Genomic DNA, 19,790 nt, shown 5'->3' with positions numbered 1-19,790 from the left:
CATCATGAAAGCGATGATTTTTGCCGCCGGCCGCGGCGAGCGCATGCGGCCACTCACCGATACCTGCCCGAAGCCCCTGCTCAAGGTGCGCGGCCGGCCCCTGATCACCTGGCACGTGCTGAACCTGGTGCGCGCCGGGATCGTCGACATCGTCATCAACCACTCGCACCTGGGTCACATGATCGAGGCCGAGCTGGGCGACGGCAGCCGCTACGGCGCGCGCATCGTCTACTCGCACGAACCGAGCCCGCTCGAGACGGCCGGCGGCGTGGCCAATGCGCTGCACCTGCTGGGCGATGAACCATTCCTGGCGGTGTCGGGCGACATCTACGCGCCCTACTTCGACTTCACCGAAGCGCTCGATGCGCTCAAGGACAAGGACGCGGTGGGCCAGGTCTACGCGGTCGACCAGCGCGACATCGCCTGGCTGTGGCTCACGCCGAACCCGTGGCACAACCCCGAGGGCGACTTCGCGCTCGACATGTACACGCTGCGTAACGAGGGCGACATCAAGTTCAATTTCGCCGGCATCGGCGTGTACCGGCCCGAGATGTTCGACGGCATCCGCGCGGGCGAGTTCGTCAAGTTCGGGCCCCTGATGCGCCAGTACATCGAGCAGGGTCGCATCGGCGGCGAGGTGTATCACGGCCAGTGGGTCAATGTCGGCACCGTCGGCCAGCTGGAAGAACTGAACGCGCCGCTGCGGCCGGCCAAGTCGGCGCCATGATGCCGGCCGGCGCCGTGCATGCGGACAGGCGCGCGCGCGTGCTGGCGCAGATGCCGCCAGGCGCGGTGGCGGTGCTCGGCACGGCGCCCGAGGTCATGCGCAATGGCGACAGCCCGTATCCGTACCGGCACGACAGCTATTTTTACTACCTGAGCGGATTCGCCGAGCCTGACAGTGTCCTCGTGCTGGTGGCGGCGCTCGATGCGCGCCCTGCGCGCGCGATCCTGTTCTGCCGCGCGAAAGACCCCGACCATGAAATCTGGGACGGCTTTCGCTACGGGCCCGATGCGGCGCGCACGGCATTCGGGTTCGACGAAGCTTATCCGGTCGACGAACTCGATCACCGCATGGTCGGCATGCTGTCGAATGCACCGGCGCTGTACTACGCGCCGGGCCACAGCGCGGCGCTCGATGCGCAGACCACCGGCTGGCTGAAAGGCGTGCGCGCATTGGGCCGCACGGGCGTGACAGCGCCGGCAACGACGCACAACTTGCTGATGCTGCTGGACGAGATGCGGCTGGTCAAGGATGCGCACGAAGTGGACCTGATGGCACGTGCCGGCGCCATCTCGGCTGCGGCGCATGCACGCGCGATGCGCGCCACGCGGCCCGGCATGATCGAGTACGAAATCGAGGCGGAGCTGCTGCACGAATTTCGCCGCAACGGCGCGCAGGCGCCGGCGTATTCGTCGATTGTCGCATCGGGCCCGAATGCCTGCGTGCTGCACTACATTGCGAATGACCGCCGCATTCTCGACGGCGAACTGGTACTGATCGACGCCGGCTGCGAAATCGATGGCTACGCGGGCGACATCACGCGCACCTATCCGGCCAATGGCCGCTTCACGGCGCCGCAGCGCACGCTGTACGAACTGGTGCTGCGCGCCCAGGCCGCGGCGCTGGCGGCCGTCCGGCCCGGGCAACCGTACAGCGGCATCCACGCGGCAGCGGTGCGGGTGCTGACCGAAGGGATGCTCGACCTGGGCCTGCTCGACAAACGCAAGGTCGGGTCGGTCGACAACGCAATCGACACGCGCGCGTTCGCCCAGTTCTACATGCACGGCACCGGCCACTGGCTCGGGATGGACGTGCACGATGTGGGCGTGTACCGCGATCTGGCGCTGTCCGACAAGCCATCGCGCGCACTGCAGCCGGGCATGGCGCTGACGGTAGAGCCGGGCATCTATGTGCGGCCGGCCGACGGCGTGCCCGAAGAATACTGGAACATCGGCATCCGGATCGAGGACGATGTCGTCGTCACCGATACGGGTGCGCGCATCCTGACGGACGGCGTACCGAAAGACGTGGCGGAGATTGAAGCATGGATGAAGGCAGCACGATGACGAACCAAACTTACGACGTCGATGTGGCGATTTGCGGCGCGGGGCCAGTGGGCCTGGCGCTGGCGGGCTTCCTGGTCCGGCGTGGCATCGCCGGGGCGCGCATCGCGCTCATCGACGGCAAGTCGCTGGGCCAGGCGATTTCGGATCCGCGTTCGATCGCGCTGTCGTGGGGCAGCGCGCAACTGCTGCAAGAGGTGGGCGCATGGCCGCTGGCCGCCACGCCGATCCACGAGATCCACGTCTCGCGCCGCGGCCAGCTGGGCCGCAGCCTGATGCAGCGCGAAGACCATGACGTGCCGGCGCTGGGCTATGTGACGCGCTACGGCGCCGTCGTCGACGCACTGGCGAAGGTGGGCGAGCAGGCCGGCGTCTTGATGCTGCGCCCGGCGCGCGTGACGTCGCTCGATGAACAGCCGGATGCAGCGCTGCTGCACCTGGACGACGGCAGCACGGTGCGTGCCGGGGTGGCGGTGCAGGCCGAAGGCGGCCTGTTTGGCGCGCAGGACCAGCGCGCCCGCAGCCGCGACTACGAACAGAGCGCCGTGATCGCGCGCGTGACGACCGCGCTGCCGATCGCGCACCGCGCGTTCGAGCGCTTCACCGACGAAGGCCCGCTGGCGCTGCTGCCCGAAGACGGCGCCGATGGCCACCAGTACGCGCTGGTCTGGTGCATGCGCCCGGAACGCGCGCAGGCGATCCTGGCGCTGGACGACACGCGTTTCCTGATGCAGTTGGGCGACGCGTTCGGCGCCCGCCTGGGCGCCTTCACGAAGGTATCGCCGCGCAGCGCGTTCCCGCTCGGCCTGAATGCCGAAGCACGCGCCACGGCGCGCACGGTCGCCATCGGCAATGCCGCGCAGACGCTGCACCCGGTGGCCGGCCAGGGCCTGAACCTCGGCCTGCGCGACGCCGCCGTGCTGGCACGCCAGCTGGCGCGCGGGACGGACGCCGAAGCAATCTCCCGTTTCACAGAAGACCGCGCAGGCGACCGCCGCACGACCATTGGCCTGACCGACACGATGGCGCGCGCCTTCACGATCACCGGCCCGCTGCAACCGCTGCTCGGCCTGGGCCTGGCCGCCCTCGACCTGACCCGCCCCGCCCGCACACTGCTGGCGGACCTGATGATGTTCGGCCGCCGCTAACCCCAAGCAATTACCCAACAATTGGGGTCAGAGTCGAATTGTTTGACAACGTTTTGTTAAATGGCCGCCAATACATTGCCAACGGCGATGTATTGGCGGCCATGTCTGCCACTCGCGTAGGGTGGACGGCTGCGCCGTCCACGCGTTCAAATCCATGTGATGTCGTGGCGCGCAACAGTTTGTTGAACGCGTGGGCGGGAAACCCGCCCACGCGTTCAACTGATTCAATTCGACCGCGACAGCGCTTCCAGCAATTTGGTAGCCGTGGCTGCCGACGAACCCGGATTCTGACCGGTGATCAGCAAGCCATCGGTGACTACATACGAACCCCAGTCGTCGGTGCGCGAATAGTTGCCGCCTTTTGCCTTGAGCTCGTCTTCTACCAGGAACGGCACGATGTCCGTCAGTTCGACTGCGGCTTCTTCGGTGTTGGTGAAGCCCGTGACGCGCTTGCCCTGCACGAGTGGCGTGCCATCGGCATTCTTCACATGACGCAGCACGCCCGGTGCGTGGCAGACCAGCGCCACCGGCTTGTTCGCGGCAATGAACGACTCGATCAGCGCGATCGAGTTGCGGTCTTCGGCCAGGTCCCACAGCGGGCCGTGGCCGCCCGGGTAGAACACGGCATCGAAGTCACCCTGCGTGACGGTGTCGAGACGCACGGTCGCAGCCAGTTGCGCGTTCGCCGCAGCATCCGCTTTGAAGCGGCGGGTGTCATCGGTCTGGGCCGATGCATCATCACTCTTCGGGTCGAGCGGCGGCTGGCCACCGGCAGGCGAGGCCAGCACGATGTTGGCGCCAGCTTCCTTCAGCGCGTAATACGGGGCGGCCAGCTCTTCGAGCCAGAAGCCGGTCTTGCGGCCGGTGTTGCCCAGGGTGTCGTGCGAAGTCAGTACGATCAGGATGTTCATGGTGTGGCTCCTTGTTGTTGATGTTAATAGACCAGTCGTCTAGATTGTGTGTCAAAAAAACGCTTCTTGTGAAGCGTTCGATATTCGTGTTATCCCGGCAATTGCAACAGGCGCCGCGTGGTCGCCAGCGCCGCATCGAACGCCACCGCATCGCGCGCGATCTTGGCCATGAGGCTGGCGCCCAGCCACAGCTGGTACAGACTCTGCGCCACCTGCCCTGCTTCGCCCTCCACCTTCAGCGAACCGTCGGCAATGCCGCCTTCGATGGCCTCGGCCAGACGAGCAACAATGCCAGCAGTACCTTGCTTGAGCGTCAGGCGCATCGGCTCGGACAGATCGACCACCTCAGCGCCCAGCTTGACGGCCAGGCACTTACCCTGACAATCATCAAATGACTGGTTCGTGCGCCATTTCCCGAAGTAGGTCAGCAATTTGCTGGCCATCGTCGCATCCGGATTGCGCAGCGTGACGTCCATCTCCGCCAGATAGGCCTCGAAATACCTGGCCAGCAGCGCTTCGCCAAAGGCATCCTTCGAGCCAAAGTAATGGTAGAAAGATCCCTTGGGCACGCCGGCCGAGACCAGAATCTCATTCAGGCCCACGGCCGAGAACCCTTTGCCGGCCATGATGCGCTGCCCGACGTCGAGGATAGTGTCGCGAACGCCGGACGATTCAGAGTTCAATGCTTTTGCCATGGACCTACTATACATCAAATTAGACCAGTCGTCTAGAATCGCACTCAAGCGAATCGCCGGGCTGGATTAGCCAGCATTCCTGAAGGCTATTAGCCAATAATTCGACTCTGACCCTAATTGTTGGGCTATTGCTTAGTCGACGGCTTTGACCATCGCTTCGATGACTTTTTTGGCGTCGCCGAAGACCATCATCGTGTTGGGTTGGTAGAACAGGTCGTTGTCCAGGCCCGCATAGCCGGAGGCCATCGAGCGCTTGTTGACGATGATGCTTTTGGCCCGGTAGGCTTCCAGGATCGGCATGCCGGCAATCGCCGACTTCGGGTCTTTTGCGGCCGGGTTCACGACGTCGTTGGCACCCAGGACCAGCACCACGTCGGTCTGGCCGAATTCACCGTTGATGTCTTCCATCTCGGCTACCTGGTCGTACGGTACTTCGGCTTCCGCCAGCAGCACGTTCATGTGGCCCGGCATGCGCCCGGCCACCGGGTGGATCGCGTAGCGTACCGTTACGCCGTGCGCGGTCAGCTTGTCGACCAGTTCCTTGACCGTGTGCTGCGCGCGCGCCACGGCCAGGCCGTAGCCGGGGACGATGATGACCGACTCGGCATTCTGCAGGATGAACGCGGCGTCTTCGGCCGAGCCAGATTTGACGGGCCGCTGCTCTTTCGCGCCGCCCGCGTCGGCCACCGCTTCGCCGCCAAAGCCGCCCAAGAGCACATTGAAGAACGAGCGGTTCATCGCCTTGCACATGATGTACGACAGGATCGCGCCGCTCGAGCCCACCAGCGAGCCGGCGATGATCAGCATCGCGTTATTCAGCGAAAAGCCGATGCCCGCCGCCGCCCAGCCCGAGTACGAATTGAGCATCGAGACCACCACCGGCATGTCGGCCCCGCCGATCGGGATGATGATCAAGACGCCCAGCACGAACGCCAGCGCCGCCATCACGATGAACGCGCCCCATGCAGGCTCGAGGCCGTCGGCGAAGCAGAAGACCAGCCCCAGCGCGCCAATCGCGATGGCGACCAACAGGTTCAGGATGTGCTGCCCCGCAAAGCGCACCGGCGCGCCCTGGAACAGCCGAAACTTGTACTTGCCCGACAGCTTGCCGAAGGCGATCACCGAGCCCGAAAACGTCACCGCACCGACGAACGTGCCGATGAACAGTTCGAGCCGGTTCCCGAATGGCAGCGGTTCGCCCTGCGTCGTGATGTTGAAGGCCCACGGCTCGGATACCGCCGCGATCGCGATGCAGACGGCGGCCAGCCCGATCAGCGAGTGCATCGCCGCGACCAGTTCCGGCATCTTGGTCATCTCGACTTTTTTCGCGGCGGTCGCGCCGATCGCGCCGCCCACGACCACGCCCAGCAGTACCAGGCCAAATCCCAGTCCCCCGCCCTGCTGCAGCCGCTCCTGCAGCTTGAGCATCAGCGCGATCGTAGTGAGCACCGCGATCGCCATGCCGGCCATCCCGAATGCATTGCCCAGGCGCGCGCTCGATGGTGAAGACAGACCCTTGAGTGCCTGGATGAAGCACACCGAGGCCACCAGATAGAACAGCGTGACCAGGTTCATGCTGATGGCGTTCATGCCGCGTCCTCCTGCTTCGGCGCGGCCTTGGGCGCCTTCTTGCGGAACATCTCCAGCATGCGCTGCGTGACCAGGAAGCCACCGAACACGTTCACGGCCGCCAGCGCCACGGCCAGCGTGCCGGCCACGCGCCCCGTCACGCCTTCGGTCAGGCCCGCGGCCAGCATGGCGCCGACGATGACAATGGCCGAGATCGCGTTGGTGACCGCCATCAGGGGCGTGTGCAGCGCCGGGGTGACGGTCCAGACGACGTGGTAGCCGACGTAGATCGCCAGCACGAAGATGATCAGGTTGATGACGGTGTGGCTGATGTCCATGGTGTCTCCTGTCCGTTCTTGTCAACGATGCCAACGTCTTAATTGCGCAGCAGCTCTCCGGCGCTGCACATCAGGGTCGCGCGCACGATCTCGTCGTCGCGGTCGATATGAAACTGGTCGTCGGCGTCGATCACCAGCTTGAGAAAATCGAGCACATTGCGCGCATACAGGGCCGAGGCATCGGCCGGCACCAGCGTGGCCAGATCGGGCTCGCCAATGATATGCACGCCGTGCTTGACGACTGTCTGCCCCAGCTCGCTCAGCACGCAGTTGCCGCCCTGCGCCACGGCCATGTCGACGATCACCGATCCCGGCTTCATGGCCCGCACCGTGTCTTCGCCGATCAGCACCGGTGCGCGCCGGCCCGGAATCAGGGCCGTGGTAATGATGATGTCGGCCAGCTTCGCGCGTTCGTGCACGAGCTGCGCCTGGCGCCGCATCCAGTCGGCCGGCATCGCGCGCGCATAGCCGCCGCTGCCGGCCGCGATCTCGCGCTCTTCGTCGGTTTCATACGGCACGTCGATGAACTTCGCGCCCAGCGACTCCACCTGCTCTTTCACCGGCGGGCGCACGTCGGACGCTTCGATCACGGCGCCCAGCCGCTTGGCGGTGGCGATTGCCTGTAGGCCGGCCACGCCGACGCCCATGATCAACACGCGCGCGGCCTTGACGGTGCCGGCGGCTGTCATCAGCATCGGCATGAAGCGCCCATAGGTATTTGCGGCCAGCAGGATGGCCTTGTAGCCGGCGATGTTCGCCTGCGACGACAGCACGTCGAGCGACTGCGCGCGCGTGATGCGTGGCGCGGCTTCCAGGGCAAAGGCGGTGATGCCGGCGGTGGCCAGCGCGGCGAGATTCTCACCATCGAAGGGATCGAGCATCCCGACCAGCACCGCATCGCGGCGCATCATGGCCAGTTCGCCGGCGGCGGGACTGCGCACCTTGAGCACCATGTCAGCGCCAAACGCGCCAGGGGCATCGACGATGACGGCGCCGGCGGCTTCGAACGCGGCGTCTGGCGCCGCCGCATGCAGGCCGGCGCCGGCCTGCACCACGACCTCGTGGCGCGCGGCCAGCTTTTTCACGGTCTCGGGGGTGGCTGCAACACGGGTCTCGCCCGGCCGGGTTTCGGCCGGAATACCAATTCTCATGGATCCCTCCATTCGTTGAACTGCCGCGCCAGCAAATCTATCACGTCTTTACAGTGATTGTTCAAATATTAAATTTGCGTGGCCGATTTGATCCTCCGTAGACGCGGTGCAGGGCGCACCGGGCCATGATGGTTGTTTTTGCGTCAGATCAAGCCCGATTAACCACATGCCAACGTTGCAGGAAGCGACCGGCTGAGCAAACACGGGCCTTGTCAAGGTAGAATACCGGCTCATTTTCAAGGACAGGCATGAGCGATATCTTCAAACCATCGGTTACCGTGGCAGCGATCATCGAGCACGACGGCCGGTTCCTGCTGATCGAAGAAGAGACGAGCGAAGGTATCAAGCTGAACCAGCCCGCCGGCCATCTCGACCCGCACGAATCGCTGGAACAGGCGGTGGTGCGCGAAGCGCTCGAAGAAACGGCGCACGAGTTCATCCCGCGCTCGCTGGTGGGCATGTACATGTCGCGCTACCACTCGAAGTCGCGCAATGCCGACGTCACCTACCTGCGCTTTACCTTTGCCGGCAGCGTCGGGCGCCAGTTCGACCAGCCGCTCGACGAGGGCATCCTGCGCACCATGTGGATGACGCGCGATGAAATCGCCGCCACCGTCGACCGCCACCGCAGCCCGATCGTGCTGCGCTGCGTGGACGACTACCTGGCCGGCCAGAGCACACCGCTCTCCCTGCTGCACACCCACCCTTCGGTGTTCGAAGGCGGGATCTGAAGAATTCATTACGGACGTAACATGCGCAAGAAAAAAGTCGTGATCGGGATGTCGGGCGGAGTCGACTCCTCGGTCGCGGCCTGGATGCTCAAGGAACAAGGCTACGACGTGGTCGGCCTGTTCATGAAAAACTGGGAAGACGACGACGATTCCGAATACTGCTCGACGCGCCAGGACTGGATCGACGCGGCCAGCGTGGCCGACGTGGTCGGCGTGGACATCGAGGCGGTCAACTTCGCCGCTGAATACAAGAACCGCGTGTTCGCCGAGTTCCTGCGCGAATACCAGGCCGGCCGCACCCCGAACCCGGACGTGCTGTGCAACGCCGAAATCAAGTTCAAGGCATTCCTCGACCATGCGATGAAGCTGGGCGCCGACCTGATCGCCACCGGCCACTATGCGCGCGTGCGCGAAAACACGGCCAGCGGCAGCTTCGAGCTGCTCAAGGCCTTCGACGCCACCAAGGACCAGAGTTATTTTCTGCATCGCCTGAGCCAGGCGCAGTTGTCCAAGTCGCTGTTCCCGCTGGGCGAAATCCCGAAAACCGAGGTGCGCAAGATCGCCGAAAAACTCCAGCTGCCCAACGCGGCCAAGAAGGATTCGACCGGCATCTGCTTCATCGGCGAGAGGCCGTTCCGCGACTTCTTGAACCGCTACCTGGCCTACAAGCCGGGCCCGATCCGGCTCGACGACGGCACGCAGGTGGGCGAGCACGTCGGCCTGTCGTTCTACACGCTGGGCCAGCGCAAGGGGATCGGTATCGGGGGCCTGAAGTCACGCAAGACCGCTGACGGCATCAGCGAGCCGTGGTTCGTGGCGCGCAAGGACATCGAGGCCAACACGCTCTACATCGTGCAGGGCCACGACCATCCATGGCTGCTGTCGAACCGCCTGGAAGCCGGCCAGGCCAGCTGGATCGCCGGCCACGCACCGGCAGCCGGCGCGCTGTCGGCCAAGACCCGCTACCGCCAGGCTGACATGGCCTGCCGCGTGCTGGCCGATGGCGACGCGCGCTTCGCGCTCGACTTCGATGAAGCCCAATGGGCCGTCACGCCGGGCCAGTCGGCCGTGCTGTACGACGGCGACGTGTGCCTGGGCGGTGGCATCATCGACGTGCGCTCAAGCGCCGCCTGACGACACGTCAAGGCTGGCGCGCCGCCAGCCACTCCACCAGCACGGCGGGCGCCAGCGGCCGCGCGTGCAGGTAACCCTGGACCTCGTCACAGCCGGCCAGGCGAAGAAAATCTTCCACTTCCACCGTTTCGACGCCTTCGGCCACGACCTTGTGACCGAGGTCGTGCGACAGCTTGATCATCGTGCCCACCAGCGCGCGGCAGCGTTCGTCCTGGACCAGGTTGCGCATGAAGCTCTGGTCGATCTTGACCACGTTGGCCGGCAGGCTTTGCAGGTACGACAGGCTGCTGTAGCCGGTGCCGAAGTCGTCGATCGCCAGTTGCACGCCGGCGCGCCCGAGGCGCTCGAGCGTGGCTTGCGCGACCTTCGGATTGCGCATCAGCGCGCTCTCGGTCAGCTCGATCACCAGGCACGATGGCGCCAGGCCGTGGTGCTGCAACTCCATCAGCACGCGGTCGCAGAAATCCGGCTCTTCCAGGTTCACGGCAGAGACATTCACCGCCACCTGCAATGCCAGACCATCCCGGCGCCAGGCGACCATCTGGCGCAGCGCCGCGCGCAGCACCCACTCGGTGGTGGCGCGCGCCAGTGACGTCGTCTCGATCACCGGCATGAATTCGCCGGGCGAAATCGCGCCGGCCGTCGGATGGTTCCAGCGCAGCAGCGCTTCGACGCCGACGCAGGCGCCGTCGAGCAGGCTGACCTTGGGCTGGAACATCAGATGCAGTTCGTCCTCGCTCGCGAGCGCGGTGCCGAATTCGGTCACCAGCCAGAAGCGGCGCTGCAGGATCGCGTCGTGATGGGACGAGAACACGCGCACGCAGCGCTCGGCCGCCAGCGCATCGTGCGCGGCGCTGTGCATATTGCGCAGCAGGTCGAGGCCTTCGGTCTGGCCGACCGTGAACGGCGCAATGCCCACCGTCGTCGTCGTGATCAGGCGCGCCTGGCCATAACTGGCGCGCGCGTCGAGCCACGACTGCATCTGCTCGCAGAACGGCTCGATCGACAGGCCGCGTGGCGCGAAGAACGCGAACTGCGTGCTGCCCACATGATAGATCTTGCCGGCGCCGCCCAGGCGCAGCTGCGGCACCGTTTCACGCACCATGTCGTCGAGATAGCTCGACCCCATGACGCGCTGGGCATCGCTCAGTTCCTGCGGGCTGGCCAGGCTGATCAGGGCGGCGATGCGCACCTCGCCATTCGGCTCATACAGTTCGAGATCGTTGAAGTCGATGATGAACTGGTTGCGGTTCGGCAGGCCACTGACCGGATCGACGCGCCCGAACGCATGCTGCAGTTCGATCTGCGCCATCACCATGGTCGCCAGGTCCGTCAGCGCCTGGCGCTCGGCCAGGCTGACCTGGCGCGGCTCGGTACCGAGCACGCACATCGCGCCCAGGCAAAAGCCTTCGCTGGTCGTGAGCGGCGCGCCGGCATAGAAGCGGATCCCGCCGTCCGCCAGCGGGCTGTCGCGAAAATACGGGTCTTCCAGCAGATCGGGCACGACCAGTACCGCGCGCTCGTCGGCCACCAGGGCGCACGGCGCTTTCATCCGCGGAATCGTGTCGTGGGTGATGCCGACCTTCGACTTGAACCATTGACGGTTGGCGTCGGTCAGCGAGACCGCCGCGATCGGCAATCCAAACAACTGCGCAGCCATGCGCGTGATGCGATCGAACGCTTCGCTGGGCGGGCTGTCGAGCAGCTCCAGACGACGCAGGGCATCGAGACGGGCAGTCTCGTACTGAGGCGACGCACAGTGCGGTTGAAAGAGCGGAGGATTCATGAAGAGACGACGCGCCGTTGCGCGTAAATATGACGAATATGACGGACAGAATCTATTGTTGCTAATAACAAACTTAAGGTCAATCATTATTTTCAAGCGAATCGTTGTATTCGTCATTTTTAGTTGCTTCGTGTAAAATAAAAGCAGCGAATCACACGAACGATGTCATGAAAACACATGAATTTAACGATCCGATACTGACTACCCGCGAAGCAGCGCAGTTGCTTGGTGTTGCTGTCAGTACGGCCCAGGTATGGATGGAGAGCGGTGATTTGCCGGCCTGGAAGACGCCGGGCGGCCATCGCCGTGTGCGCTACAGCGCCGTGATGCGCCTGGTGCGCGAGCGCGTGGCGTCAAAGGATGAGGTCAAGGCAGCCAGGCCGTCGGGTACTGCGGAACTGGCGACCGAGTTCTTGCCGGCGGCGGCGCCGGACTACCCGGTCCCGGCCAATGAGGCACAGCGCCTGACGGCACTCGCGCAAAGCGGCCTGATGGATTCGGAAGATGACGCCGCCTTCGATCGCCTGACGTGGCTCGCCGGCCATGCCACGGCCTGCCCGATGGCGCTGATCACCTTGCTGTCGGCAGAGCGCCAGTGGTGCAAGTCGCGCGTCGGGGTGGAAAACCGCGAGACCACGCGTTCATCGGCCTTCTGCAGTCACGCGCTGATGCAGGACGAGCCGTTCGTGGTCGAGGATGCCAGTGCCGATCCGCGCTTTGCCGACAACCCGATGGTCACCGGCGCGCCGTTCATCCGTTTTTATGCCGGCTACCCGGTACGCACCGCCGACGGGCTCGCGCTGGGTTCGCTGTGCGTGCTCGATACCGAGCCGCGCCGCCTGCGCGAGCGCGAGATGCGCGCACTGCGTGAACTGGCCGTGCTTGCATCGGACGAAGTGCAGCGCCGCGCATAGCCTGTATCAGCCCGGCTTGCCCGGCGTCTGCTGCTGCTGCTTGACGAAGGCAATGACGGTATTGCGGATCGTCTTGAGCACGGTGTCGGCCTTGAACGGCTTGACGATGAAGCCGTGCACGCCACGCGCCAGTGCGCTCTGGACCGCAGCGGCGTCGAGCGTGCCTGACACCAGAAACACGAGCGTCTTGGGCAGCGTCGCGCGCAGCTGCTCGACCACGTCGCTGCCGTCCTCGACCTGTTCGCGCGCGATGCAGATCACGTGCGGGTGGTGCTTGACTGCCAGCGCCAACCCCAGCGCGCTGGTGTGCGTGGCGCCGACCACGTCGTAGCTGCCGTCGGCCAGCACGGTGCCGAGCGTCGAGCGCGAGACGGCGTTTGCATCCACGATGACCGCTTTGAGCATAGCTTCACATTCCTTGTCAGTGCGCTGAAAAAATCAGCCTTCGTACGCCAGTGTCTTCCATGTCACGCCCAGGCGCACGTCCAGTTTCAGCGACACCAGACAGCGTGACATCTCCAGTATCTCACGCTCGGCGCGCAATCTCTCGCCGAGTGGCGTCTTGAGGATGCCGGCGCCGGCCATCACGGCCTCGAGATTGCCATACGCACCCAGCAGGCGCGCCGCCGTTTTCATGCCGACCTTCGACACACCCGGCACGCCATCGGTCGGGTCGCCCATCAGCGCCAGCAGGTCGTGCAACTGCTCGGGCGCCACGCCAAAGCGTGCACGGACCCAGGCGTCGTCATGCCACTCGTTCTTGAAATGATCCCACACCAGCGCGCCGTGCGCGATCAGTGGATGCAGATCCTTGTCGGTGGTGGCCACGACCGCCGTGCCGCGGCCTTCGGACAGCCAGCGCATCACGCCGGTAGCGATCACGTCGTCGGCTTCGACCTCGGGCACCATCAGCACATGCAGGCCAGCCGCGCGCAGGCGGTCGTGAAATTCGGGCAGCGCCGCGCGCAGTTCGGATGGCATCGCCGCCCTGCCCTCGCGGTAGCGCGGATACAGCGCATGGCGCCAGGTCGGGCCACCATGGTCGAACGCGGCCAGCACGTGCGTTGGCGAATGCGCCTCGAGCACGTTGCGAAACGACGAGAACGCATGGCGCAGCGCGATGCTGGCCTTCAGGTCGGAATCGGGCTCGGGGCTGGCTTCGTAGACGCGGCGCACGATGTTCAGGCCGTCGATCGCGAGCAGCTTTCCCGGGTTAGACATGTGATGTGGTCATGAAGAGACGTGAAGGCGCCCATCATAAACCGGTTGCACGGTCGCGGGAAGGTGGCGACCGTGGTGGGGACTGGGCCTTACTTCGCGTACGCGTACTCGCCACCGCGCTCGAGCGCGCGGCGGTACGCCGGCCGCGCATGGATGCGGGCCAGGAAATCGGTCAGGTTCGGGTACTTGGCGTCGAGCCCGCCGCGCGAGGCAGCGGCTTCGAGCGGGAAGCTCAGCTGGATGTCGGCGGCGCTGAATTCTTCGCCGGCAAACCACGGGTGCTTGCCCAGTTCGGCTTCAAGATAAGACAGTTGCAGCGCGATCTGCGGCAGCACGAAGGTGCCCTTGACCTTCTGCGCGATGCCGCGCGCGATCGGCTTGGCAAAGAACGGCATCGGCGTGCTTTCGATCTTGTCGAACACGAGCTTGAGCAGCAGCGGCGACATCATCGAGCCTTCGGCGAAGTGCAAAAAGTGCGTGTAGCGCAGACGCGCCGGCGTGCGGGCGGCGGGCACCAGGCGTGGCGCATCCGTGTCCGAGGCGCGCGCGGTCAGGTACTCGACGATGGCGCCCGATTCGGCCACCACGAGATCGCCATCGGTGATCACGGGCGATTTGCCCAGCGGGTGCACGGCCTTCAGTTCAGGTGGGGCCAGCATCGTCTTGGGATCGCGCTCATAGCGCTTGATCTCGTACTCGAGTCCGAGTTCTTCGAGCAGCCAGAGGATGCGCTGCGAGCGCGAATTGTTCAGGTGGTGGACGACGATCATGGCGTGGACAGGAAAGTGGAGATGGCGGCCAGCTTAGCACCGTTGGCCACGCACCTGCAGCCCGCTAGGGCTAGGGCTAGCGCTGGTGCAGCTTGATGACGCGGTGCTTGCCCGCGCCCTGCGGCGCCGGCGTCGCGGCTTTCGGGGCGCAGCTGCCGCAGCTGCCGCCACCGCAGGCGCCACCGCTGCTGGTATCCAGCCAGCGCGCCAGCGCCGACTGGCGGCCGCCCTTTGTCAGCAGCAGTACCGCGCGTGCGCGCAGCGGGGCCGGCAGGTACTTCGCGCCCAGGTACAGCGCGGCGACGGTAACGATGACGATGACAGTCAGTTCTTGCATGGTTAGGCTCCGGTGAAGGCCAGCGTGACGCGGTAGACGATGAACGCCGCCACGTAGGCCAGCGCGAACATGTAGCCGGCCATGATCCAGGCATATTTGCGGCTGCCCGTTTCGCGCGCCACGGTGGCGAGCGTCGGCAGGCAGTGCGGCGCATAGACATACCAGGCCAGCAGCGACAGGCCGGTGGCCAGCGACCACGACTGGGCGATCAGCGGCGCCAGCGTGTTGCCGACTTCATCGCCGCCCGACAGCGCGTACACGGTGCCCAGCGCGCCGACCGCCACTTCGCGCGCGGCCATGCCCGGCACCAGCGCGATGGCGATCTGCCAGTTGAAGCCGATCGGGGCCAGCACGACTTCGAGTGCGCGGCCGATCATGCCCGCCACGCTGTAATAGATCGGCGGATGGGTCGCGCCTTCCGGTGCGCCGGGGAAGCTGGAGAACAGCCAGAGCAGGATCATCATGGCCAGGATCAGGGTACCGACGCGCATCAGGAAGATCTTGGCGCGTTCGAGCAGGCCCGAAGCCAGGCCTCGCGGATGCGGCCAGTGATAGGCCGGCAGTTCGAGCATCAGCGCGTGCTGCTTGTAGCCGTTGCGGCGCTTCATGAACCAGGCCACCGCCATCGCCGACAGAATGCCGGCCAGGTACAGCACGAACAGCACGATGCCCTGCAGGTTCATGAAGCCGCCCACGACGCGGTCGGGAATGAACGCGGCGATCAGGAGCGCATACACCGGCAGGCGCGCCGAACACGTCATCAAGGGCGCGATCATGATCGTCACCAGGCGGTCGCGCGGATTCTGGATCGTGCGCGCAGCCATCACGCCCGGGATGGCGCAGGCAAACGACGACAACAGCGGCAGGAACGAACGGCCCGACAGGCCCACGCTGCCCATGATGCGGTCGAGCAGGAACGCCGCGCGCGGCAGGTAGCCGACGTCCTCTAACAACAGGATGAAGAAGAACAGGATCAGAATCTGCGGCAGGAACACGAGCACGCTGCCCACGCCGGCGATGATGCCGTCGACGATGAGGCTGTGCAGCATGCCCTCGCCGATCCATGAGCCGACCATCTGGCCAAAGGCGCCCATGCCCGCTTCGATCAGTTCGATCGGTGCGTCGCCCCAGCTGAACACGGCCTGGAAAATCACGAACATCAAGAGCGCCAGGATGATCGGACCGGCGATCGGGTGCAGCACGACGCCGTCGATCTTTTCGCTCAGGTTGCCGGTGTCCTTCGCCGACGAGACAGCAGCGGCCAGTATGCGGCGCACTTCGCGCTGGGTGTCTTCGACCGACACTTCGTCGATCGCCGACAGCGGCTTGGGCGTCACCGGCACGCCGAACGGCATGGCGTCGAGCTGGGCCAGCAAGGCCTTTTCGCCGCCGGACTGGATCGCGACCGTCTCGACGACCGGCATGCCCAGCTCTTGCGACAGCTTGGCGGTATCGATTTCGATGCCGCGCTTTTTGGCCACATCGACCATGTTCAGCGCCAGCACCATCGGCAGGCCGAGACGGCGCAGCTCGAGCACCAGGCGCAGGTTCAGGCGCAGGTTGGTGGCGTTGACGACGCACAGGATGGCGTCGGGCGGGACTTCACCGGCGCGCAGGCCGGCCACCACGTCGCGCGTGATGCCTTCGTCGGGCGTCTGCGCATTCAGGCTGTAGGCGCCCGGCAGGTCGAGCACGCGAAACGCGCGCCCGGCAGGCGACGTGAAGCTGCCCTCCTTGCGTTCAATCGTGACGCCGGCGTAGTTGGCGACCTTCTGGCGCGCGCCGGTCAGGCGGTTGAAGAGCGCGGTCTTGCCGCAGTTGGGATTGCCCAGCAGTGCGACCAGCGGCGTGCGTGACGCGACTTGCGATTCCATGACTCCCATGCGACTAGTCCGCCTGGATCGAGACGAGGGCGGCTTCGAAGCGGCGCAGTGCAAAGGTGGATTCGCCGACCTTGACGGCCAGCGGACCGCCCATCACGCGCTTGAGCACGCGAATGCGCTCGCCCGGCACGAAGCCCAGCTCCATCAGGCGGCGCTGGACGTCGATGCCGCCCTCCTGCGCACCGGACGCAAGATGGACAACGGTGGCGCTCTGACCCGTCTTGAGCGAGTCGAGGGTAGGCAATGCGGCGTGGGTCATGGCGGCTTCCGAAAAATTGTGGCGCGTATGAGACAGCGACTGGAACGATCCCGGTATCATAAACCTAAATAGGAATTATTTCTATTTGCAGCTTGTCATTGCCAGACGGTCAAGTCCAAAAAAAGTGCGTTTGAACCGAAAATTTCGCTTGCGTTCACGGTCGAGTTTACAGAAAATAGCAACGCAAATGAGAATGATTCGCATTTTATAGACTAAACTGCAATGGTTGTTTCAAAAGGGTTGCTCCAATGATCGTCTGTGTCTGCAATAACATCTCCGACCGTGAAATCCGCCAGGCCGCTGAACTGGGCATCTCGTCGATCGCCGAACTGCGCAAGGAACTGGGCGTGGGCACCATGTGCGGCACCTGCGTCAGCTATGCACGCGAAGTGCTGCACGAGCACATCGACAGCAAGACCACCGTCACCGAAGTGCGCCGCCTGCCGCAAGCTGCCTGAGCCTTCTTTGCTTGCAAGTACTGCTGGCCTCGCAATCTGTGCGGGGCTTTTTTTCGTCGATTGCGATGCTCTGACCGGGTAGTGAGAACCGTTCGCACAGTGAACTGAGAACGGTTGCTATTACGCCCAAAAATGGCACATTTCGCGTTATTTAATGCGCTTTTTTACCCATTTTCGCGCAATTTCTAGCGTTTTAATGGCTCTCTGTTTGCTATCATGGAGGTCATTCAACACATTACCGAGGGCACCCCATGAAAGGCGATCCAAACGTCATCCGTCTGCTGAACGCACAGCTGACCAACGAGCTGACCGCGATCAACCAGTACTTCCTGCACGCGCGCATGTATCGCCACTGGGGCCTGGACAAGCTGGCGAAGAAGGAATACGACGAGTCGATCGGCGAGATGAAGCACGCCGACAAGCTGATCGAACGCATCCTGATGCTCGACGCGCTGCCAAACCTGCAGGCGCTGCACAAGCTCATGATTGGCGAGTCGACACAGGAAACGCTCGAATGCGACCTGAAACTCGAACGTGCTGCGCACGTGACGGTCAAGGAAGGCATCGGCGCCTGCGAAGCGGCGGCCGATTACGTGTCGCGCGACCTGCTGTTGATGATTCTCGAAGACACCGAAGAGCACATCGAGTGGTTGGAGACGCAGCTGGACCTGATCGTCAAGATCGGTATCCAGAACTACCTGCAGACCCAGATCGGCGAGTAAGCTTTGCCGGCCGGACGCCCGCCCGGGAGTCCGGCGCTTCAGGCACTAGCGCACCCTCAGCGCCAGCGCGTCATCCACTTGTCGTAAAACCCCATATCCCTTGGCACCGCACCCGGTATCGCGCAGATCGCACCGGCGAATTCGTTCGCGCGCGCGAGCGTGACGTCCAGCGGCCAGCCGCGCGCCGTACCGAGCAGGAAAATGGCCGAGAAGGCGTCGCCCGCCCCCACCGTGTCGATGACGAACGGCGGCGCCGGTGTGTCGTGGTTCTTGATCGCGCTGCCATCGCTGCCGAAGTACACCGAGCCGCGGTGGCCCAGCGTGACAATCAGCGCGTCGAGCGAAAACATTGTCAGCAAGGCCTGGCATGACGCGCGCACTTCGTCGGCCGACAGCGCCGGGGCATCAGGTTGGATCTGGCAATACCAGCCGAACAACGCCTGCAATTCTTCTTCATTGACCTTGACGATGTTGGCCGCGTCCAGCGAGCGGGCCACGCCGCGTTCGTCGTACTGGCCGTCGCGCAGGTTCAGGTCGAGAAAACGTGGCGCGCTGCTGGCCGCCAGCACTGCCGTCAGAGCGGCGCGCGACTGCAGGTTGCGCTGGGCCAGCATGCCGAAATAGACCATGGCCGGCTGCACGCCCGCCAGCGTGGCGCCAGCCGTGGCGGCGTCGATGAAGTCGTAGGCCTGGTGCGGCAGGATCGTGAAGCGGTGGCCGTGCGGACCGCGCTCGACCAGCACGCGGCCGGTTTCTTCGATCGGATCGACCTGCAGCCCGGCGTCGCTCATGGCGAAGCGTTCGAACTCGGCGCGCACCAGCTGGCCGCTGCGGTCGTCACCGATGCGCGTGATCGCCAGGCACGGCGCCATGAAGGCAGACAGGTGACGCGCCACATTGAACGGCGCACCGCCGACGATCTGCTCGTTGTTGAAATCGTCGACGAGCGCTTCGCCGAAGATGACTGTCGTGGACGGGTTGTTGTCCATCATGCGGCGACGACAGGCACGGTGTCCTTGAACGACTGGCGCTCGGCCAGTTTGTCAAACAGGCGCGCCAGGTTGGGGTAGTCGCCGCGCCAGTCGATCTCGGGGAAGCGGAACGCGAGCCAGCCCAGCGCGCAGCCCACGGCGACGTCGGCCAGCGTGTACTGGTTGCTGCGGCAGAAGGCGCCCTCGCCCAGGCGCTCGGACATCACGCGAAGGCCGGCAGTCACCTTGCCCATCTGGCGGGCGATCCACTCGGGACTTTGCTGCGCTTCGGGCCGCAGCGTTTTTTCAAGGCGCACCAGCACGGCCGCATCGAGCACGCCATCGGCCAGCGCTTCCCAGACCTTGACCTCGGCCCGTTCGCGCCCGTTCGGCGGCAGCAGCTTGCACACCGGGGTGAGCGTGTCGAGGTATTCGACGATCACGCGCGAATCGTACAGGGCGCTGCCGTCATCCATCAGCAGGCATGGCACCTTGCCCAGCGGGTTGGTCTGCGCGATGGTGGTGTCGGCCGACCAGACGTTTTCGAGGATGAAGGCGCAGTCGAGCTTTTTCTCGGCCAGCACGACGCGCACCTTGCGCACGTAGGGGCTGGCAACGGAACCGATGAGTTTCATGGATGTACGCAAGTGGAAATTGGTCTTCAGTATAGCATCGGGCCCAACTGCAAAACCTGCACCGGCGCCGCTACAGTGCGCTGCAACATC

General features: G+C 64.7%; 22 protein-coding genes. 8 read left to right on the top strand and 14 right to left on the bottom strand.

All coding sequences use genetic code 11. From position 1 onward, the window contains the following. The first annotated feature begins 4 nt into the window (after window positions 1-4). The 3 genes from murU to HD842_RS17450 are packed head-to-tail and all read left to right on the top strand — an operon-like array spanning window position 5 to window position 3,215. Window positions 5-727 carry an N-acetylmuramate alpha-1-phosphate uridylyltransferase MurU gene (gene murU, locus HD842_RS17460; RefSeq protein WP_183556033.1) on the top strand — a complete coding sequence of 241 codons (723 nt, stop codon included), beginning with the start codon at window positions 5-7 and terminating at the stop codon, window positions 725-727. Beyond that, complete coding sequence (gene pepP, locus HD842_RS17455) at window positions 724-2,070, top strand: Xaa-Pro aminopeptidase (protein WP_183556032.1); 1,347 nt, start codon at window positions 724-726, stop codon at window positions 2,068-2,070. Before murU ends, pepP begins: the two co-directional genes overlap by 4 nt. Further along, window positions 2,067-3,215 carry an FAD-dependent monooxygenase gene (locus tag HD842_RS17450; RefSeq protein WP_183556031.1) on the top strand — a complete coding sequence of 383 codons (1,149 nt, stop codon included), beginning with the start codon at window positions 2,067-2,069 and terminating at the stop codon, window positions 3,213-3,215. The genes pepP and HD842_RS17450 overlap by 4 nt, the downstream gene beginning before the upstream one ends. A 224-nt stretch (window positions 3,216-3,439) precedes the next feature. On the opposite strand, the gene HD842_RS17445 is transcribed toward HD842_RS17450, so the two are convergent. From HD842_RS17445 to HD842_RS17425, 5 genes are all read right to left on the bottom strand, one after another. Further along, entirely contained in the window at window positions 3,440-4,126 is a 687-nt protein-coding gene (locus HD842_RS17445) for a type 1 glutamine amidotransferase domain-containing protein (RefSeq protein WP_183556030.1), read from the bottom strand. An 89-nt stretch (window positions 4,127-4,215) separates the two neighbouring features. Continuing rightward, window positions 4,216-4,809: a TetR/AcrR family transcriptional regulator gene (locus HD842_RS17440; RefSeq protein WP_221290732.1), complete on the bottom strand. Its 594-nt coding sequence runs from the start codon at window positions 4,807-4,809 to the stop codon at window positions 4,216-4,218. 144 nt (window positions 4,810-4,953) lie between these two features. Beyond that, window positions 4,954-6,411: an NAD(P)(+) transhydrogenase (Re/Si-specific) subunit beta gene (locus HD842_RS17435; RefSeq protein WP_183556028.1), complete on the bottom strand. Its 1,458-nt coding sequence runs from the start codon at window positions 6,409-6,411 to the stop codon at window positions 4,954-4,956. Beyond that, window positions 6,408-6,728: an NAD(P) transhydrogenase subunit alpha gene (locus tag HD842_RS17430; RefSeq protein WP_183556027.1), complete on the bottom strand. Its 321-nt coding sequence runs from the start codon at window positions 6,726-6,728 to the stop codon at window positions 6,408-6,410. Before HD842_RS17430 ends, HD842_RS17435 begins: the two co-directional genes overlap by 4 nt. Window positions 6,729-6,766: 38 nt before the next feature. Then, the gene (locus tag HD842_RS17425) at window positions 6,767-7,879 is read right to left on the bottom strand and encodes a Re/Si-specific NAD(P)(+) transhydrogenase subunit alpha (RefSeq protein WP_183556026.1); all 1,113 of its coding nucleotides are present in this window, start codon (window positions 7,877-7,879) and stop codon (window positions 6,767-6,769) included. Window positions 7,880-8,127: 248 nt separating this feature from the next. Here HD842_RS17425 and HD842_RS17420 point away from each other — a divergent pair, with 248 nt between their 5' ends. Further along, window positions 8,128-8,610: an NUDIX hydrolase gene (locus HD842_RS17420; RefSeq protein WP_183556025.1), complete on the top strand. Its 483-nt coding sequence runs from the start codon at window positions 8,128-8,130 to the stop codon at window positions 8,608-8,610. A gap of 21 nt (window positions 8,611-8,631) precedes the next feature. Beyond that, window positions 8,632-9,744, top strand: coding sequence for a tRNA 2-thiouridine(34) synthase MnmA (gene mnmA / locus HD842_RS17415; RefSeq protein WP_183556024.1), 1,113 nt, complete (start codon window positions 8,632-8,634; stop codon window positions 9,742-9,744). A 7-nt stretch (window positions 9,745-9,751) separates the two neighbouring features. Here the strand turns inward: mnmA and HD842_RS17410 are convergent, their stop codons facing one another. Then, on the bottom strand, window positions 9,752-11,530 hold the full coding sequence (locus HD842_RS17410) for a sensor domain-containing phosphodiesterase (protein WP_183556023.1): 1,779 nt from the start codon (window positions 11,528-11,530) through the stop codon (window positions 9,752-9,754). Window positions 11,531-11,697: 167 nt separating this feature from the next. Here HD842_RS17410 and HD842_RS17405 point away from each other — a divergent pair, with 167 nt between their 5' ends. Beyond that, window positions 11,698-12,444, top strand: a complete 747-nt coding sequence (locus HD842_RS17405; RefSeq protein ID WP_183556022.1) for a GAF domain-containing protein — start codon at window positions 11,698-11,700, stop codon at window positions 12,442-12,444. 6 nt (window positions 12,445-12,450) lie between these two features. Here the strand turns inward: HD842_RS17405 and HD842_RS17400 are convergent, their stop codons facing one another. The 6 genes from HD842_RS17400 to HD842_RS17375 all read right to left on the bottom strand — a co-directional run bounded on the left by HD842_RS17400 (window position 12,451) and on the right by HD842_RS17375 (window position 16,914). Beyond that, window positions 12,451-12,849, bottom strand: coding sequence for an ANTAR domain-containing response regulator (locus HD842_RS17400; RefSeq protein WP_183556021.1), 399 nt, complete (start codon window positions 12,847-12,849; stop codon window positions 12,451-12,453). Between the two features lie 33 nt (window positions 12,850-12,882). Then, a complete protein-coding gene (locus HD842_RS17395; RefSeq protein WP_183556020.1) occupies window positions 12,883-13,665 on the bottom strand; it encodes a 5'-3' exonuclease in 783 nt (260 codons plus the stop codon). Between the two features lie 89 nt (window positions 13,666-13,754). Then, a complete protein-coding gene (locus HD842_RS17390; protein WP_183556019.1) occupies window positions 13,755-14,435 on the bottom strand; it encodes a glutathione S-transferase in 681 nt (226 codons plus the stop codon). 76 nt (window positions 14,436-14,511) lie between these two features. Next, entirely contained in the window at window positions 14,512-14,772 is a 261-nt protein-coding gene (locus HD842_RS17385; protein WP_183556018.1) for a DUF6587 family protein, read from the bottom strand. Between the two features lie 2 nt (window positions 14,773-14,774). After that, window positions 14,775-16,655: a ferrous iron transporter B gene (gene feoB / locus HD842_RS17380; protein ID WP_183556017.1), complete on the bottom strand. Its 1,881-nt coding sequence runs from the start codon at window positions 16,653-16,655 to the stop codon at window positions 14,775-14,777. Between the two features lie 4 nt (window positions 16,656-16,659). Continuing rightward, complete coding sequence (locus HD842_RS17375; RefSeq protein WP_183556016.1) at window positions 16,660-16,914, bottom strand: FeoA family protein; 255 nt, start codon at window positions 16,912-16,914, stop codon at window positions 16,660-16,662. 248 nt (window positions 16,915-17,162) lie between these two features. Between HD842_RS17375 and HD842_RS17370 the strand changes: the two genes are divergently transcribed. After that, window positions 17,163-17,372, top strand: coding sequence for a (2Fe-2S)-binding protein (locus tag HD842_RS17370; RefSeq protein WP_183556015.1), 210 nt, complete (start codon window positions 17,163-17,165; stop codon window positions 17,370-17,372). Window positions 17,373-17,623: 251 nt separating this feature from the next. Further along, window positions 17,624-18,094: a bacterioferritin gene (bfr, locus tag HD842_RS17365; RefSeq protein ID WP_183556014.1), complete on the top strand. Its 471-nt coding sequence runs from the start codon at window positions 17,624-17,626 to the stop codon at window positions 18,092-18,094. Between the two features lie 56 nt (window positions 18,095-18,150). Here the strand turns inward: bfr and HD842_RS17360 are convergent, their stop codons facing one another. Together HD842_RS17360 and HD842_RS17355 are read right to left on the bottom strand one after the other, a co-directional pair. Next, window positions 18,151-19,086 (bottom strand): PfkB family carbohydrate kinase, encoded by a 936-nt coding sequence (locus HD842_RS17360; protein WP_229424817.1) that lies wholly within the window; start codon window positions 19,084-19,086, stop codon window positions 18,151-18,153. After that, window positions 19,083-19,700, bottom strand: coding sequence for a glutathione S-transferase N-terminal domain-containing protein (locus HD842_RS17355; protein WP_183556013.1), 618 nt, complete (start codon window positions 19,698-19,700; stop codon window positions 19,083-19,085). The genes HD842_RS17360 and HD842_RS17355 overlap by 4 nt, the downstream gene beginning before the upstream one ends. Between the last annotated feature and the right edge of the window lie 90 nt (window positions 19,701-19,790).

Source organism: Massilia aurea (assembly GCF_014200505.1).
Lineage (GTDB): Bacteria > Pseudomonadota > Gammaproteobacteria > Burkholderiales > Burkholderiaceae_D > Telluria > Telluria aurea_B.
Note: the sequence above shows the minus strand (reverse complement) of the source record. Positions and strands in the feature narration are given on the sequence as shown.